The organism is Flavobacterium collinsii (genome assembly GCF_946903285.1).
GTDB classification, from domain to species: Bacteria; Bacteroidota; Bacteroidia; order Flavobacteriales; family Flavobacteriaceae; genus Flavobacterium; species Flavobacterium collinsii.
The window spans coordinates 3,002,932-3,019,417 of record NZ_OX336425.1; the positions used below are offsets into that span (position 1 = coordinate 3,002,932).

Genomic DNA, 16,486 nt, shown 5'->3' on the forward strand with positions numbered 1-16,486 from the left:
TTGTTAATCAGATTGTTCCAAATTCTAACAGAATTGAGTTTTGCAAAAAGAATATAATGACAAGAAATTAGGAATTAAAAATCGATTGCATGCGAGTGAAAAAACGGTAGAAGCAATTAATAAAAATAACGAAGAGAATTTTTACTGTAAACTTGATATAATAGTTGTTTTTAGTGGGTAATTGTTTAGTTTTTAGTGTTTTGTATCTTATTTTTTGTGTTAAAATAGTGGTGATTGTTGCATTTTTTTACTTGAAATAAAACGAAAAAATAGTGTGTACTGCAATAATTAACGATTTATTGTTAATTATTCTTCTTTTTGTTTGCTTTTTAAAATATTAATTTGTTAAATTTGGTCAAAATATTAACATAACTACATAACCCAAAAAGCCACGCCTATACAAGAAAACTACTTTTTATAAAATTACTCCAAATTTTAAATAGAAACTAAAAAAGTAGTATTATGGCTGATGTGCATATTCCGGACGCTCTATTGGTGAAAAATTATGTCGAAGGCAACGAAAATGCTCTTGCGACATTAATTAAAAGGCACGAGTCTAAGATATATGGTTTTATATATTCAAAGATTGCAGATAGAGATATTTCAAATGATATTTTTCAAGACACTTTTATTAAGGTGATCAAAACCTTAAAAAGTAATTCCTATAATGAAGAAGGTAAATTCCTGCCTTGGGTAATGCGTATTTCTCACAATCTGATTGTAGATCACTTTCGTAAAACCAAAAAAATGCCTATGTACAGAGAAACCGAAGAATTTTCGATATTTTCGGTCATGTCTGATGATTCTTTAACAATCGAAAATAAAATGATTTTTGATCAGGTCGAAGTTGACTTAAAAAGAATAATCGAAGAGCTGCCTGAGGATCAAAAGGAAGTGCTGGTGATGCGTATGTATCAGGATATGAGTTTTAAAGAAATCTCTGAACTTACAGATGTTAGCATCAATACGGCATTGGGAAGAATGCGTTATGCTTTGATGAATTTGAGAAAAATAATTGATAAACATCAAATTATTTTAACCAACTAATACTAATTAGGATATTGCTTCGTTATACTATAATAAAAACGTTTTGACGGTATGGCGAAAATTTACTCTAAAAAGGCATTAGCTTCTAAAGATTTAAAACCTAAAAAAGAAGTCATTTCTTTTTTATTGAATTATTCACAAGCATTGACAGTTGTGAAAATTGAAAATAAAAGTTTTGAAATTATAGCTAATTAAACAGCCCACTCCATTTGTCGGATGTTTATTTCGAAAGAAAAACCAGATGGTCGTTCTGGTTGAAAGCTCACTATTTGCATGAAAATGCGGGTAGTGAGTTTTTTTTTTTTGCTTCGATTGGTTTAGGGGTAAGAACTGTTTAGTGTTTTTTAAATCGTGATTTTTTCCTGTAGATCCATTCTTTTTTTTGAATGACTCTATTCGGTTTATACAGTATGTGTGCTGTTACAGAAGAGTTGTAATGTGTTTAATATCAGGGTTTTTGAATGTTTTTGGAATTAAACTTCGTGATCCTAATATTTTTATATGCTTCTTCATGGTAGGGAGTGAGTTCTCTTTGAATTTTAGGAGGATAATTTGTTAAATTTCTATATTTTATTTGAATTTCATTTATTTATTTTATATTTAGCTTTATTTTAGTTAAAAAGTGAATTTTTATGTAATGATTTTGCTCTATATTAGCGATTTGTGTATTAAAAACCTTTCAATATACAGAAAAACTTATTTTAGAGTGCCGCTTAAAAATGTATAACCAAAACCACATAATTTATGAAGAAAAACTACCCACACTTAGTTTTGTTTGTTGTTCCTCTTGGTATTTTGTAGAGAATAGTAAGAATGGTGAGTTATCGTTTGATATTTAAAGGAATGATATGGCGGTTTGTGCTGTTTTCGCTTAAATGTTTTCGATAGTATATCTCATGAGATTGCCCTAAAATCTATTAAACAACTAAACCAAACCGAAAATGAAAAAGAACCTCAAGATGTTCTCGTTACTAGTAATGATTAGTATTGGAGCATTTGCTCAAAAAGATGAATTAAAAGAAGCGCAGTCTTATTATGGTAAAGGAAAAAACCAGGAAGCTTTAGCCGTTTTAAAAAAAATAGAATATTTGATATTGAATGCGCCGGACGAGATAAAGACGGAATATTTTTTTACAAAAGGAAATATTTACAAGGATCTGGCAGCTAAAAATATAGATGCTGCAAGTAATTTTACGTTGGCATTGGCGTCATATCAGGATGTATTGTTGTATGAGAATGAGTCCCGCAACTACAAGTATGCATTTAAAGCGAATTCTGCTTTAAAAGAAATGAAATCGAAATTGGTTGATGGCGCTTACAGCGATTACAAAGTTGGGAAATTCAAAGAAAGTGCTGATAAGAGTTACGAAGTTTATTTGTTTGATAAAAAGGATACTTTGAACTTGTTTAATGCAGCCTCTTCTTCTATAACCGGTAAAGATTACAACGCGGCAATTAAATATTTTGAGGAGCTTAGAAAGCTTAATTATTCAGGAAAAGGAATGCTTTTCTATGCGACTAATAAAAAAACAAAACAAGAAGAAGCTTTTGTGTCGATGAGTGCAAGGGAGTCAAGTATCAATGAAGGTCTTTATGAAAAGCCAAGAAATGTAAACCCGCCTTCGAGAAAAGAAGAGATTCTGGTTTCTTTAGCCTATTCGTATTTAGAGAGAAATGATTTTCGTAACGCCGAAAAATATTATGAAGAAGGGGTGAAAGTTAATCAAAATTGTATAACCTGCTATATTAATCTTGCTTATGTTAAAGTGCAGTTTAGAAAAGAAATACAGGATCAGATGTCTTCATTGGGAACCAGTGCCAGTGAAATGAAGCAGTATGATAAGTTAGAAATTCAGAAAGATGAAGTTGTGAAAAGTGCAATCCCGTATCTTCAAAAGGCATTAGCGATTGAACCCAAAAATGAAGGTGCTGCAAAATCGCTTTTGGGTATTTACAGAACGTTGAATATGACAAATGAATACAATGCGCTGAAAAGCAAACTGTAAAATTAAATAGAGGAGCTGCTAAATTTTCTTTTTGGCGGCTTCTTCTAATAAAGATTTTTTACCAATGGTTCGGGTAATAACGTCTTTCTCTAAATCCCACCCTCTGGCCGGAGAATATTCACGTCCGTACCAAATAATCTGTAGATGTAAATCATTCCATAGTTCTCTAGGGAATAATCTTTTAGCATCTTTTTCTGTTTGTACTACATTTTTTCCGTTGGAGAGATTCCATCTGTACATTAGTCTGTGAATGTGTGTGTCGACCGGAAAGGCAGGAACGCCAAAAGCCTGTGACATCACTACACTTGCAGTTTTATGACCAACTGCCGGTAAGGCTTCCAAAGCTTCAAAACTCTGTGGTACTTCACCGTTATGCTTGTCAATTAAAATATGTGATAATCCGTGAATCCCTTTAGATTTCATTGGAGATAAGCCACAAGGGCGAATAATTTCTTTAATTTCTTCAACCGACATTTTAATCATATCATACGGATTGTCAGCTTTTGCAAAAAGCAATGGCGTAATCTGATTCACGCGAACGTCTGTACATTGTGCTGAAAGTAAAACTGCAATTAATAGAGTATACGGGTCTTTATGGTCTAATGGTACTGGTATAGTGGGGTAGAGTTCTTTTAACGTATTTATAACAAATGTTACGCGAGCTTCTTTATTCATTTCCGTAATTTTAATCCCGTAAAAATAGTATTATTTTAATTGTGAATTGTATAATGTACATTGTAAAATGTGAATTGTGAGATGTGAAATGGGAATGGTTAATTCTGGGGAATGAATTATTTCTAAGTCGTAATCTAAATAATCTAACAATCTAAGAAAGTCTAACAATCTAAAATATCTAAATAAATGGTAACATTACAAAAAGGAGATAAAGCGCCAAGTTTCTCGGGAGTTGATCAGGATGGTAAAGAACATAAGCTAGCGGATTACGTTGGAAAGAAACTGGTAGTTTTCTTTTATCCAAAGGCAAGCACGCCTGGATGTACAGCTGAAGCTTGTGATTTAAGAGATAATTTTGAGCGATTTAAAGCGAATAATTACGAGCTTTTGGGGGTAAGCGCCGACAGTCAGAAAGCACAGTTAAAATTTAAAGATAAGTATGAGTTTCCTTTTCCGTTATTGGCTGACGAGGACAAATCGGTAATCAATGCGTTTGGAGTTTGGGGACCTAAGAAGTTTATGGGAAAAGAGTATGACGGAATTCACAGAACCACTTTTGTTATAGATGAAAACGGAATTATTGAAGAAGTGATTGCCCAGGTAAAAACGAAAGAGCATGCTGCGCAGATTTTGAAGTAAGGTTAGTCTCGGTCTTCAGTCTCAGTATTCAGTCTCAGTATTCAGTCTCAGTATTCAGTTTTCAGTCTCAGTATTCAGTTTTCAGTCTCAGTATTCAGTTTTCAGTCGCAGTTTTTGGTTGGCAGTTTGGTAACTGAGACTGAGACCGCGACTGCAAACTAAAAAAAGTCCCCAAAAGAAAATTTCTTGTTGGGGACTTTTTTTTATTATGTATTTTGCTCCAGTTCTTTCTGCGGATGATATCCAAAAAGATGGTGTTCTTTGATGATTTCGGCAATACCGGTTGGAAGCATGTGTTCCCATCCTGTTTTTCCCTGATTGATCATTTTTAGAACCTCGCGGGAGAAAACTTCTAAATTATGAGGGTCGTAATCTGCGATGTCAATTACTTTTCCGTTGAATTTAAAGAATTTGTACAATTCTTTCATTCTTGGATGTACTTTTAAGTTGTTTGAATTCATCAGAACGCCATTTTCGTCTAACATTGGATATAAGAAAACTTTCATATCTCTGTAGAACAATTTTCCAAAGGCTTCCAGGATTCCACCACTTAAATGGCGGTAGTATTTCTCATCAAAAATATCGACTAGATTGTTTACGCCCATTGCAAGTCCCATTCGGGCTTTGGTATAATTGGCGAAATATTCTACTACTTTATAATATTCTTGAAAGTTCGAAATCATTACGGTTTGACCCAAAGAGCAAAGAAGCTCAGCTCTGTCCATAAAGTCACGTTCGTCAATTTCACCATCCGAACGTAAGTTAGAAAGAGTAATCTCGAAAACAACAAGTGTATTGTCTTTGTCTACTTTACTTTCTTCTAAAAACATTTTAAGAGATTTCTCGTACATGTCCATGTTTACTTTTGTAACAGGACGAAAACTTCCTCTTAAAGCAAGAAGGTTCTTTTTGTATAAGATGGCTGCCGGGAGAATGTTTTTTCCTTCCGGATTAAACATTACGGCATCTGTCATTCCGTTCTTAACCAGTTGCAAACTCATCAAACGATTATCAACATCCGCAAAACGTGGTCCTGAGAAGTTAATAGTGTCAATTTCGAGTTGGTCTTTGTCTAAGTGATCGTATAGATAACGAAGTAATCGTTTTGGATCGTTGTATTTGTAAAAAGCACCGTAAATTAGGTTTACCCCTAAAATACCAAGTGTTTCCTGTTGTAGTCTGGCATCGGTTTCTTTAAAACGAATGTGTAGAATAATTTCGTTGTATGCTTCGTCCGGTTCAATCTGGTAGCGGATTCCTACCCAGCCATGGCCTTTAAATTGTTTTGCAAAATCTATAGTAGCAACAGTGTTAGCATAACTAAAGAAAAGCTTTGTTGGATGTTTTTCTCTGCTTAATCGTTCTTCGATGATTTGTCCCTCAAGGGTAAGCATTTTTTTTAACCGTTCTTCGGTTACATAGCGACCATCACTTTCAACTCCATAAACGGCATCGCTAAAATCTTTGTCATAGGCAGACATTGCTTTTGCAATTGTTCCCGATGAACCCCCGGATCTGAAAAAATGTCTTACTGTTTCCTGCCCGGCACCAATTTCAGCAAATGTTCCGTAAATATTCTCGTTTAAATTAATGCGTAACGCTTTGTCTTTTATAGAAGGGATCTGTTCGATGACCTTGTCACCTTTGAGTTTTATTTCTGTACCCATTTTATTTTAAATAGATTTGTTACAAAGTTAGTAAATTAGGCTTCTAATGAAAGAGAAATAATCCTATTTTTGTAAAAAAAATAAGTTCAATTGAAGGTATATTTTTTAGGTACTGGTACTTCTCAAGGCATTCCGATAATCGGAGTGGATCATCCTGTTTGCAAAAGCACTGATGCTAAGGATAAAAGACTTCGTGTGTCCATTTGGATTACATGGGGCGAGCATTCCTATGTGATCGATTGCGGACCAGATTTCAGACAGCAAATGCTTTCCTGCGGCTGTCGAAAACTCGATGCTATTTTATTTACGCATGAACATGCTGATCATACAGCCGGTCTGGACGACATTCGCCCGTATAATTTTAGACAGGGCGAAATTCCTGTGTATGCACATCAGCGCGTAATCGACAATTTAAAACGTCGTTTTGATTATGTTTTTGAAACCGTAAACAAATATCCGGGAGCACCTAGCGTTAAAACGATCGAAGTAGTCAATAATATCCCTTTTGCAGTTGGTGATAAAATAGCTATTCCAGTTAATGTCATGCATGGTGATTTGCAGGTTTTTGGATACCGTATTGATGATTTTGCTTATTTGACGGATGTCAAAACGATTGATAAAATGGAAGTTGAAAAACTGAAAAACTTAAAAGTGCTGGTTGTGAACGCGCTACGTGTAGAACCACACGATACTCACTTTAACTTGCAGGAAGCACTGGATTTTATTGAGCTGGTGAAACCTGAAGTTGCTTATTTAACACATATTAGTCATGTTTTAGGTTTTCACGAAGAAGTGCAAAAACAATTGCCGGAAAATGTTTTTCTGGCTTATGATAATTTAGAAATTACAATTTAATTATATTACAAAATGAAAAAATCCTTAATGCTTTACCTTTTTATCCTGGCGATATTAATGAATGTTTTTACTTATATGTTTTACAGCAGTGAAGTAAAATTTGAAAAGGAAAGATATGAGAAAACAACAAAGAAACTTAGAGATAGTATTAGTCTGGTATCAACGAAACTGGCTGAAGCGGATTATTTCTCTTTAGAGCATAATGAAAATGCACAAAATTACTTTGATAACGGCGCTAGTGGTGGAAAAGTAATCTTATATGAAAAATTGATTCCGCTGGTAACAGAGAAATTATTAGACTTAAATGCAAATCCAAACGGGAATCCTTATACGGGACAGGATAAAATTGGTCCGAACAAATTTATTATCAATAAAGTAAAAATTCTAAACCACAGATGGATTATTGCAGACTATAGTAATGGGGAATTATGGGGAGAAGTCTTATTAAAGTACTTTGTTAATGACGATGAAAGTATTACTTTTGAAGTAAACCAAACCTGGTTGTATCAAAAATAAGAATGTATTGTTTCGTTTTATAGAGGTTTAACTAAATATTTGACGTATGAAAAAGATTTTTTTATTTGCGGTTGTGATGGGGCTTTCGTTCTCTTGTGGAAAGAAAGTTGCTGAAGAGAATAAAACTCCTGAAAAGAAAGAGGAAGTAAGACCAGTTGTTGTGGGAGGTGATTCTGATGCTCATGGCTGTAAAGGTTCTGCTGGATATACCTGGTCTGTTCTTAAAAATGAATGTGTTCGTATTTTTGAAATAGGTACAAAATTGGCTCATGCTGAAGATGGAAAAACATACTCGACTGTGGCTTATGTTATTTTTGACGGAAATAAAGCAGAGCTTTTTCTGGACACTCAAGATGAAGTAATCCTTTTAGAAAGAAAATCGGAAGGAGAGCCTTGGGTAAAGGGTGATTATCAGTTAATTGCCTGGAAAGGTTATGTGCTGAAAAAGAATGGTAAAATTATCTATACAGGAGAATAGTTTAGCGTTCAGTCACAGTCGCCGTTTTCAGTCTAGACCTAAAACGGCGACTGTGATTAAAAATCAAATAATCCCTTTGATAAATTCAGAAGTTACTACCTGCGCAAATTCTTCATTTAAACTGGCGAGAGCCGTCTGATGTATTATTTCAGCAGAGAATTCCTCTCCGTTTACGCCTTTTTTATTGAAAGTTGCTGTAGCATCAGAAATTAAGTAAACATCGTAGCCAAAGTTCCCTGCCATTCTTGTGGTTGTAGAAACACAATGATCTGTAGTTAGGCCTACAATAACAATGGTTTTGATTTTAGCATCGTCAAGTAATTCTTTTAAATTAGTTCCGATGAATGCACTGTTTACGTTTTTCCTGATGATTGTTTCGCCTTGATTTGGTTTTACAATATCCTGAAATTCATTGCCTGGATGTGTCTCATTTAAAATGGACTTCGGATTAGAAGAACAATGTTGGACATGAAAGATAGGTAGTTTTTTATTTCGCCATATTTTCAGAAGTTCAGCGGCTTTTTGTTCAGCATCGGTATTATTTCGGACTCCTCCCCAGTAAGCAATATCATTGAATCCTTTTTGAATGTCAATTAATAGTAGTGCAGGATTTTCTGGTTTTGTGTAATTCATAATTTTAGAATTTTGAATTTGATCATTTTTGAGAACTAAAATTGCTATGTACTGAGACTTCGAACTGCGACTGAAAACTGAATACTACTCCGCCAGCCAGTTCTTAAAGTCAAAGAAATTCTGTGGTGCAACACCGTGACCAACAGGATATTCTTTATAAGTTACCGGGATGTTTAATTTTTCTAAAATTGCCGGAGTTTTTCTGGCCCATTCAATCGGTATAACCTGATCGACAGTTCCGTGAGAAGCAAATATTTTCAGGTTTGTAAAATTGTTATTTTCGTAACCTTCTTTTATGATTTCGTCATTGAAATAGCCACTCATAGCCACTACTCGCTGTACTTTTTCAGGATACGAAAGCGCTACAGCATAGCTCAAAATTGATCCCTGACTAAAACCAACCAAAGTTACATTGTTGGCATCAATAGGATATTTAGCAGTCAATTCATCAATGAATGAAGCGATTATATCACGGGAAGTTTTTGCTTGTTCATTGTCTGAAAATTTATTCTGGTCGGCATCAAAGTTAATCGCGTACCAGGCGTAAGCTCCATATTGTAAATCGTAAGGGGCTCTGGCTGAAACGATGTAATAGTGATCAGGAAGTTCGGTTGCAAACGAAAATAAATCGGCTTCGTTGCTGCCATATCCGTGTAACAAAAGTAAAACAGGATTTTTGTCTAAGATAACTTTTGGTGCTTGTATTTTATATTCTAGAGATAGATTCATTTTTTTAGTTTTCAGCCGCAGTCTCAGTTTTAAGTTGAATTACGGACTTGTTAGAATTTTTATTGGCGTTTTTGCTTGTCTATATTCAAAATTGGTACGCGGATGAAACAGATTCGCTAAAGCGAAAACGCAGATTTTAAGGGATTACTTTTTTGGAATTTGGAATTTAAAATTTGGATTTTTTTCTAATTGTAATTTAAAAATTAACCTATTTTTTGAAACCATTTTTGGAAAAGTTCTCCCACTAACGGAATAGGTTTTGTTTGCCCCTGAATGGCTGTAAAAATACCATAAGTCCATAAAATCGAAATAGAAATCCACATCGGGAAAGTAATGAAAAAGCTGTCAAAATTGCTGATGATGGCTCCGAATGAAATAAAGGTCAGGGAAAGTCCCAATGCCTGGCGGATGTGAAAAGAAGCAAAGTTGTTTTTGTCTTCAGAGTTCATTGACATTGCAATTAATACCCCAATAATCAAAATATAACTGGTGATAGCGATTGGTTTTCCCTTTTCAATTGAATTGTTCATTGTAATTATTTAGAGGTAACAAGTTTATTTTGATTTAATATTCCGTACACAGTTCCTTTGATTTCTGCTCCTAAAAAAGCCGAGTTTTTAGACTTGGAGAGAATGTTTTCTTTTGTAAAGGTTGATTTTCCTTCCGGAGTAAAGAAAGTAAAGTTGGCTTTTGAGCCTTCGGCAATAGTATTATTTTGAATCCCGAAAACAGATTTTCCTAAAGTTAATTTTTCAATTACGGTTTCTAAAGGTAAAACAGTTAATAAAGCACCAAAAGCACTTTCAAGACCAATTGTTCCGTTTTTAGCGGTATCAAATTCCATTTTCTTGAATTCGATATCAATTGGGTTGTGATCAGAAGTAATCATATCAATTGTACCGTCTAAAACTGCATTTAAAAGCGCAGTTCTGTCTGTTTCGTTTCTAAGTGGTGGTGTTACTTTAAAACGGGTATCGAATTCTTCCAGTTTTTCGTCAGTCAATACAAGATGATGTACAGCAACACTACAGCTTACTTGTAAGCCTTTTGCTTTTGCTTCTTTAATTAATGCTACTGTTTTTGCTGTCGAAACTGTTGGAATGTGTAGTTTTCCACCAGTGTATTCCAGCAAAAATAAGTTTCTTGCAACTTGAAGTTCTTCTGCCAAAGCAGGGATTCCTTTAAGACCTAGTCTTGTTGAAACGATTCCTTCATTGGCAACTCCGTTTCCTTTTAGATTAGGGTCTTGAACGTAAGTAATCACTAAGCCGTCAAAGTCTTGAACGTACTGCAATGCAATTTTTAAAAGATTGGCATTATCGATGCTTTTGTTGTAATCTCCAAAAGCGACGGCTCCTGCTTTCTTCATATCAAATAATTCTGCCATATCCTTTCCTTCGCTGGCTTTGGTTAAAGCTCCAATAGGGAAAAGTTCTGTTGCAAAACCGGCTGCTTTGTTTTTTACAAAATTTACCTGCGATTGATTGTCAATAACAGGGAAGGAGTTGGGTTGAAGCGCAACCGCTGTAAAACCGCTTTTAGCAGCAACATTCAGTCCGTTAGCGATCGTTTCTCTATCTTCGTAACCTGGTTCTCCAAAGGAAACACTGCTGTCAAACCAGCCCTGAGAAAGATGTAAGTGGTCAAATTTAACTTCGGTTGTATCCTCGATATCAAGAATCGAAGTTCCTATTTTTTCAATTAAACCATCTGCAATTAAAAGATCAACAGTCTGATTGTGAAACGGACTTTTTGAATCGATAATTTTGGCGCTTCTGATGATTATTTTCATATGTAGAGAAATTTATTTTTTATTTACAAATTCTTTCTTGTCATTTCGACGAAGGAGAAATCGCATCCAATATTCCGTGCAGTGCTTTCTCAGCGAGTATGATTTCTCCTTAGGTCGAAATGACATACAGGCTAAAAAACTACTTTACAAATTTTATAATTGCCATTTCCAAAGCTAAAAATAACAGTGCAAAGATAACAAACCATTTCCAAATTTGGCTGTCTGTACGCTCAGTTTGTAAGGTGTTAAAAATGGTTGAAATGGTATCAGCCGTTTTAAAATCTGAAACGACATTTGTGTTTACCTGACTCAAATCGCTTTCACTTCTTTTGTAATTGAAACTCAGGTTTTCAATCCATTCTTTTCGATCAAAAACACTATAGTTTCCGGCTGTTTCAGGAAAATCATTGAAGGTCAGTTTGACTTTGTTGTTTAATACTTGCTGAATTGGGATAAAAGAATCATCGTTTCCTTTTACTTCCAAAATAGCGTCCTTAGTTAATAGTACGTCTACAAAATAAGGCTGATTGCTTCCTATAACCAGGGCATTAACTCCTGTTTTTTGATTGTTTTGCCCCATTTTATAAAACAAGGGAACGATTAATGGCGATTGCTGAAAGTTTGAATTTGCCGCATTAATAGGGGCGGAAAAAACTGTAATTCCGGAAACCGGATTTTGAATGGCTGTAACAAACACGCTTTGATCTTCGTACGATAAAACGGCCGGATAAGGGCTTGAAAGATCGAAAGAACTATTTGTTTTCGGATATTGAAAATTTGTGATTTTATTCTCAAAAACACCAGAGAATAATGGATGATCAAAATTGATTTTGGTGATTAGCTTCGCTTTGGTTTCAAGAGCCGTAAACTGAATTTTCCCAAAATTACCTAAAAAAGAATTCAAATTTGAAATCGAAGTTTTCTCGGACGGAATCACAACTAAATTACCTCCTTTAGAAACAAAAGCTTTTAAAGTAGTTTGCAGTGCCTGAGGAACTTCTGTTAATTCATTTAAAATGATCGTGTTTTGTTTGTTCAGACTATTGTAATCCAAACTGCTAATTGAATAATTGTTATAGTTGAATTCTGCTGACGTATAAATTCGGGACAGGAAATTGCTTTTTTCAGGCTCACCAATGCTGATGATATTGGTTTTCTTCGTTTTTAGAATGCTGAAATAGAGTTTGTTGTCGTAAGTTAATCCATTGTCTTCAATAACGACATAGCCATGAAAAGCCTCTTTAGGAATGGTAAAGTTGATTTTCTTTTTCTTTGCATCAAAATTGATAATGGTCTTAGCAATTAGCTTACTTTGATTATATAACGCCATCGAAATAGGCTTGAAATCTTCACCGTAAGCAGATAAACTAACACCTATTTCGTAGAAGTTCTCTAAGGTTTGATTGATAAAAACACTGTCTATGGCGATGTTGTTTTTTTGTTCAGCTTCCGGGATAATGAAATAGGGTTTCTCTTCTGTATCAATGTTTTTTACATCTTTTTCGACTAAACCTACAGCATCCGTAATAACAACAATATCTTTTTTATGCGCTGATTTGTGTGCTTTGATCTTTGCCATTATTGATGGAAGCTCAAAAGGAGTAGCACTGTATTTTAAGTTTTGCAAAGCACTTTTAGATGACTTGATATCTGTGTTCCAATAATTTTCGGTATTGGTCAGTAATGAAAAAGTGGTGTTTTCGGGCGTGTTTTCCAGTAGTTCCTGTACAGCACGTTTTAGCAGTTCACCTTTTTTACCTTTGGCCTGCATGCTAAACGAGTTGTCAAGAATGATATACATTTCGTTAGCTGCATTTTTGCTGTCTTTGGCCTGAAAAAAAGGCTGAGCAAAAGCGAGAATAATACAGGTTAGCAATAATAAACGGGTAGCCAGCAATAATCGTTTTTTGATTTTAGAACTCTTTCGGGTTTGAATAGCAAGTTCTTTAAGGAAACGAACATTGGTAAAGAAAGAGGTTTTAAAACGTCGTAATTGAAATAAATGAACCAAAATTGGAACAATTAACAAAAACAGAAAGTATAGAATTTCGGGATGTTTAAAATGCATTCTGGCTTCGATTTACTTCACTACGTTTTATTTTTCGCGAAGACACTGGTCAAAAATACAAATTTTTACTCAAAACTGCTGAGTTATGAGAGAGATTATAAGCAAAGGTTACTGAGGTTAAAAATTATTGTATTTGTAGGGTTTGCGGGTTTTAGAAAAGTAAACGATATTGTTTGAAAAATGTAACTTTTGTAATCCCTTTTGTAACAAAAAATAAGTTTAGAAAAGATATTATTCCCTATTTTAGCGTATCCAAAAATTAATTCAAAGATTATGAAGAGATTATATGTAATACTTTTTTCTGCTTTGTCCTGTGCAGGTTTACAAGCTCAGAACAAATTCAATTTGCTGGTAGGGACTTATACGAATACCTGTCAGAGCAACGGAATCTATGTTTACGAATTTGATGCTGATTCCGGTGCTTTTAAATTGAAAGGTTCTTCTGAAAGTGTTGTGAGTCCAAGTTATTTGTCTGTTTCGGCTGATAATAAGTTTGTTTATGCCGTAAACGAAAACGGACCTCAAAGTTCGGTTAGTGCTTTTGGTTACGATCCGGTAGGAGGAAAACTTACTTTTTTGAATAAAAATGATGCTTTGGGAGCAGATCCTTGTCATTTGATTAATGATGACAAAAATGTGCTTGTTGCGAATTATTCGGGTGGTAATATTGCTGTTTTTAAAAAGAATGCAGATGGAAGTATTTCCGAAGCACAGCAGTTGGTTCAACATGAAGGGAAAGGAATTAATGCAGCACGTCAGGAGAAAGCACACGTGCATATGGTTGCTTTTTCACCGGATAAAAAGTTTGTTTTATCTAACGATTTAGGTCTGGATAAGGTTTTTATTTATAAGTACAATGCGAGTTCTAAAAATGAAATCTTAACCCTAAAAGGAACTGTAGACGTGAAGCCAGGAAGTGGACCAAGACATTTGACTTTTAGCAAAGATGGTAGATTTGTATACCTGGTTCAGGAATTAGACGGTACGCTGACTACTTTTAGTTTTGATAAAAACGGAAACCTGAAAGTGGTTGCCGAAACCAGTATTTTGCCAAAAGGATTTAAAGGAGGAACGGGAGCTGCGGCCATTAAAGTTTCGCCTGACGGAGCATTTTTATACGTTACAGATCGCGTAGATTCCAATTCGATTGCAGTTTATAAAATTCAAAAAGAGGGTGGAATTGAACTGGTGGATCAAATCAGTACTTTAGGAAAAGGTCCAAGAGATTTTGCAATCGATCCTACCGGAAATTATCTTTTAGTAGGACATCAGTATACCAATGATATAATTGTTTTTAAAAGAGATATAGCAACTGGAAAATTAACCGATACCGGTAAGAGAATCGGATTGTGTTCTCCGGTGGGGTTGGTTTTTACGAAAATATAGGTTCTTAAGGTTCAAAGGAGCAAAGGTACAGAGGTACTGAGGTTCGAACAATAAAAAAGCTCAAAATATTGAATTAAGAATAACTTAATTCAATATTTTGAGCTTTTTACTTAATCCTTAGTGCCTCAGCCCCTCAGCCCCTTAGCTCCTTTAAAAAAAAAAACTATTTATCCTTATCTTTTCTCTTCTTGTCTCTCGTTTTTAACATGTTTCGATTGACAGATCCGTGGGTTTTCTTTTTTGTTTTGGAAGGACCTCCAAGGTTGACTTTTTTATTCTTTTTAGCTTTTTCGTGAAAGGCACCATCACCATCAAGTTTTTGTTTTTTCATTAAAAACTTAATAGGTTGTCTGTCTTTTTCAGGTTCAATTAACTTGGTTGAAATTTCAACTTCTTCAGGGAAATCTGCGATTTCAAGTTCCTGATTCATTAAAACTTCAACTTCAATTTTAAATTCTTCTTCACGTGGTGTAATGAAACTAATAGCTGTCCCTGTAGCGTCGGCACGACCTGTACGACCAATTCTGTGCATGTACAGTTCAGGGAATTCAGGAAGTTCGAAGTTAATAACGTGGGAGATGTTCGAAATATCTAAACCTCTCGCCATAATGTCTGTCGTGATTAATCCACGAAGATTTCCTTCCTGGAATTCTGCCATCGTACTCAAACGATAATTTTGAGATTTATTGGAGTGGATTACCCCAAATTGCCCTTCAAAATCTTCTTCGATTCGGGTATGAAGCATATCCGAAATCTTTTTATTGTTTACGAAAACTAAAACACGTTCCATGCTTTCGTTGGTTTCAAGTAAATGCTTTAGGAGATTTACTTTAGTATTGAAATTCGGAACATTGTAAGTAATCTGTGTAATTTTTTCTAAAGGAGTTCCTGAAGCAGCAAGTGTTACTTCTTCCGGAAAGTCAAAAAAGTCATTCAGTACAGCATCAACCTCATCTGTCATAGTTGCTGAGAAAAGAATGTTCTGACGTTTGGTTTTCATCATTGCTAAAAGAGCTGTCAATTGTGTACGGAAACCTAAATTCAGCATTTCGTCAAACTCATCAATGACTAATTTTTGAGTTTCATCAAAACGTACTACGGCATCCAGGGCTAAATCCATGGTTCTACCAGGGGTTCCTACTAAGATATCGACACCTTCGTATACAGCTTTTTTTTGCGTATTGATGTTCACTCCACCAAAGATACCAAGTGTTTTAACCGACATGTATTTGGTTAATTTCTCGACTTCTTCTACAACCTGAACTACTAATTCACGCGTTGGAACCAGAATTACAATTTTTGGCGTATTGGTATTGGTAAATTTGTAAAGTTTTAAAAGTGGTAATAAGTAAGCAAACGTTTTACCGGTACCGGTTTGCGCAATTCCCATCATGTCCCGGCCAGACATAATCACGGCAAAAGATTTTTCCTGAATAGGGGTAGGCGTAACAAATCCTAATTCGTCGATTGCTTTTTGTACTGATTTTGGGAGATTGAATTTTTCGAAAGTGCTCATTTGCATTAAATTTTGTGCAAATATAGCTATAAATAGCTGATAATTGATGTTTCTTAGAAATTACAACGGTTTATCGTATTCGTATTTCTCAAAAAAGCAGTTTAAAATGCTATAAAAAACGTTTTATTCGCAATAAAAGCTCATTTGGATTAAAGGGTTTTGCAATAAAATCGTCTACACCCAGTTCAAAAGCTTCTTCAACGGTGTTTTCTTCCTCTCCAAGAGAGGAAAGTGCGACAACACGAATGTTACTGTAATTTTGTTTGATTTCATTGATGATTTCTAAACCGGATTTAAGCGGAATAGTAATCGTGGTAATAACCAAATCAGGCATAATAACAGGCAGGCGCTCCATGGCACTGATGCCATCTTTTGCAATACTTATTTTGTACCCTTCTTTTTTAAGAATGAATTTTAGAATTTCAACGGTCATGTCATCATTATCGATGATCATAATTTTTTTATCGCTAGTATCCATT

General features: G+C 34.8%; 18 protein-coding genes. 9 read left to right on the top strand and 9 right to left on the bottom strand.

The window, feature by feature from the left end; all coding sequences use genetic code 11:
- Positions 1–40 precede the first annotated feature (40 nt).
- The 4 genes from OGZ34_RS12390 to OGZ34_RS12405 all read left to right on the top strand — a co-directional run bounded on the left by OGZ34_RS12390 (position 41) and on the right by OGZ34_RS12405 (position 3,053).
- A complete protein-coding gene (locus OGZ34_RS12390; protein ID WP_263360394.1) occupies positions 41–181 on the top strand; it encodes a hypothetical protein in 141 nt (46 codons plus the stop codon).
- A 281-nt stretch (positions 182–462) separates the two neighbouring features.
- On the top strand, positions 463–1,047 hold the full coding sequence (locus tag OGZ34_RS12395; protein WP_017498745.1) for an RNA polymerase sigma factor: 585 nt from the start codon (positions 463–465) through the stop codon (positions 1,045–1,047).
- A 51-nt stretch (positions 1,048–1,098) separates the two neighbouring features.
- Positions 1,099–1,242 carry a hypothetical protein gene (locus OGZ34_RS12400; RefSeq protein WP_173966798.1) on the top strand — a complete coding sequence of 48 codons (144 nt, stop codon included), beginning with the start codon at positions 1,099–1,101 and terminating at the stop codon, positions 1,240–1,242.
- A 746-nt stretch (positions 1,243–1,988) separates the two neighbouring features.
- Positions 1,989–3,053 carry a tetratricopeptide repeat protein gene (locus OGZ34_RS12405; protein WP_173966797.1) on the top strand — a complete coding sequence of 355 codons (1,065 nt, stop codon included), beginning with the start codon at positions 1,989–1,991 and terminating at the stop codon, positions 3,051–3,053.
- An 18-nt stretch (positions 3,054–3,071) separates the two neighbouring features.
- Here OGZ34_RS12405 and OGZ34_RS12410 read toward each other — a convergent pair whose 3' ends face one another.
- Positions 3,072–3,728 carry an endonuclease III domain-containing protein gene (locus tag OGZ34_RS12410; protein ID WP_263360395.1) on the bottom strand — a complete coding sequence of 219 codons (657 nt, stop codon included), beginning with the start codon at positions 3,726–3,728 and terminating at the stop codon, positions 3,072–3,074.
- Between the two features lie 186 nt (positions 3,729–3,914).
- Between OGZ34_RS12410 and bcp the strand changes: the two genes are divergently transcribed.
- Complete coding sequence (bcp, locus tag OGZ34_RS12415; protein ID WP_263360396.1) at positions 3,915–4,367, top strand: thioredoxin-dependent thiol peroxidase; 453 nt, start codon at positions 3,915–3,917, stop codon at positions 4,365–4,367.
- A 206-nt stretch (positions 4,368–4,573) separates the two neighbouring features.
- Here the strand turns inward: bcp and OGZ34_RS12420 are convergent, their stop codons facing one another.
- Complete coding sequence (locus OGZ34_RS12420; RefSeq protein WP_173966794.1) at positions 4,574–6,034, bottom strand: TonB-dependent receptor; 1,461 nt, start codon at positions 6,032–6,034, stop codon at positions 4,574–4,576.
- Positions 6,035–6,124: 90 nt separating this feature from the next.
- Between OGZ34_RS12420 and OGZ34_RS12425 the strand changes: the two genes are divergently transcribed.
- Genes OGZ34_RS12425 through OGZ34_RS12435 form a run of 3 tightly spaced genes read left to right on the top strand, consistent with a single transcriptional unit; the run spans position 6,125 to position 7,883 of the window.
- Positions 6,125–6,889, top strand: a complete 765-nt coding sequence (locus tag OGZ34_RS12425; protein WP_173966793.1) for an MBL fold metallo-hydrolase — start codon at positions 6,125–6,127, stop codon at positions 6,887–6,889.
- A 12-nt stretch (positions 6,890–6,901) separates the two neighbouring features.
- The gene (locus OGZ34_RS12430) at positions 6,902–7,405 is read left to right on the top strand and encodes a hypothetical protein (protein ID WP_263360397.1); all 504 of its coding nucleotides are present in this window, start codon (positions 6,902–6,904) and stop codon (positions 7,403–7,405) included.
- 46 nt (positions 7,406–7,451) lie between these two features.
- Positions 7,452–7,883, top strand: a complete 432-nt coding sequence (locus OGZ34_RS12435) for a hypothetical protein (protein ID WP_173966791.1) — start codon at positions 7,452–7,454, stop codon at positions 7,881–7,883.
- A 63-nt stretch (positions 7,884–7,946) separates the two neighbouring features.
- On the opposite strand, the gene OGZ34_RS12440 is transcribed toward OGZ34_RS12435, so the two are convergent.
- The 5 genes from OGZ34_RS12440 to OGZ34_RS12460 all read right to left on the bottom strand — a co-directional run bounded on the left by OGZ34_RS12440 (position 7,947) and on the right by OGZ34_RS12460 (position 13,105).
- Positions 7,947–8,516: a cysteine hydrolase family protein gene (locus OGZ34_RS12440; protein ID WP_263360398.1), complete on the bottom strand. Its 570-nt coding sequence runs from the start codon at positions 8,514–8,516 to the stop codon at positions 7,947–7,949.
- A gap of 84 nt (positions 8,517–8,600) precedes the next feature.
- On the bottom strand, positions 8,601–9,245 hold the full coding sequence (locus OGZ34_RS12445; protein ID WP_263360399.1) for an alpha/beta hydrolase: 645 nt from the start codon (positions 9,243–9,245) through the stop codon (positions 8,601–8,603).
- Positions 9,246–9,448: 203 nt separating this feature from the next.
- Positions 9,449–9,775, bottom strand: coding sequence for a hypothetical protein (locus OGZ34_RS12450; RefSeq protein WP_263360400.1), 327 nt, complete (start codon positions 9,773–9,775; stop codon positions 9,449–9,451).
- Between the two features lie 5 nt (positions 9,776–9,780).
- Positions 9,781–11,037 (bottom strand): dihydroorotase, encoded by a 1,257-nt coding sequence (locus tag OGZ34_RS12455; protein ID WP_173966787.1) that lies wholly within the window; start codon positions 11,035–11,037, stop codon positions 9,781–9,783.
- A 139-nt stretch (positions 11,038–11,176) separates the two neighbouring features.
- Positions 11,177–13,105: a vWA domain-containing protein gene (locus OGZ34_RS12460; protein ID WP_263360401.1), complete on the bottom strand. Its 1,929-nt coding sequence runs from the start codon at positions 13,103–13,105 to the stop codon at positions 11,177–11,179.
- Positions 13,106–13,378: 273 nt separating this feature from the next.
- Between OGZ34_RS12460 and OGZ34_RS12465 the strand changes: the two genes are divergently transcribed.
- On the top strand, positions 13,379–14,491 hold the full coding sequence (locus OGZ34_RS12465; RefSeq protein WP_263360402.1) for a lactonase family protein: 1,113 nt from the start codon (positions 13,379–13,381) through the stop codon (positions 14,489–14,491).
- Positions 14,492–14,654: 163 nt separating this feature from the next.
- On the opposite strand, the gene OGZ34_RS12470 is transcribed toward OGZ34_RS12465, so the two are convergent.
- Together OGZ34_RS12470 and OGZ34_RS12475 are read right to left on the bottom strand one after the other, a co-directional pair.
- Positions 14,655–16,007 (bottom strand): DEAD/DEAH box helicase, encoded by a 1,353-nt coding sequence (locus OGZ34_RS12470; RefSeq protein ID WP_173966784.1) that lies wholly within the window; start codon positions 16,005–16,007, stop codon positions 14,655–14,657.
- Positions 16,008–16,116: 109 nt separating this feature from the next.
- The gene (locus OGZ34_RS12475; RefSeq protein ID WP_173966783.1) at positions 16,117–16,485 is read right to left on the bottom strand and encodes a response regulator transcription factor; all 369 of its coding nucleotides are present in this window, start codon (positions 16,483–16,485) and stop codon (positions 16,117–16,119) included.
- Between the last annotated feature and the right edge of the window lies 1 nt (position 16,486).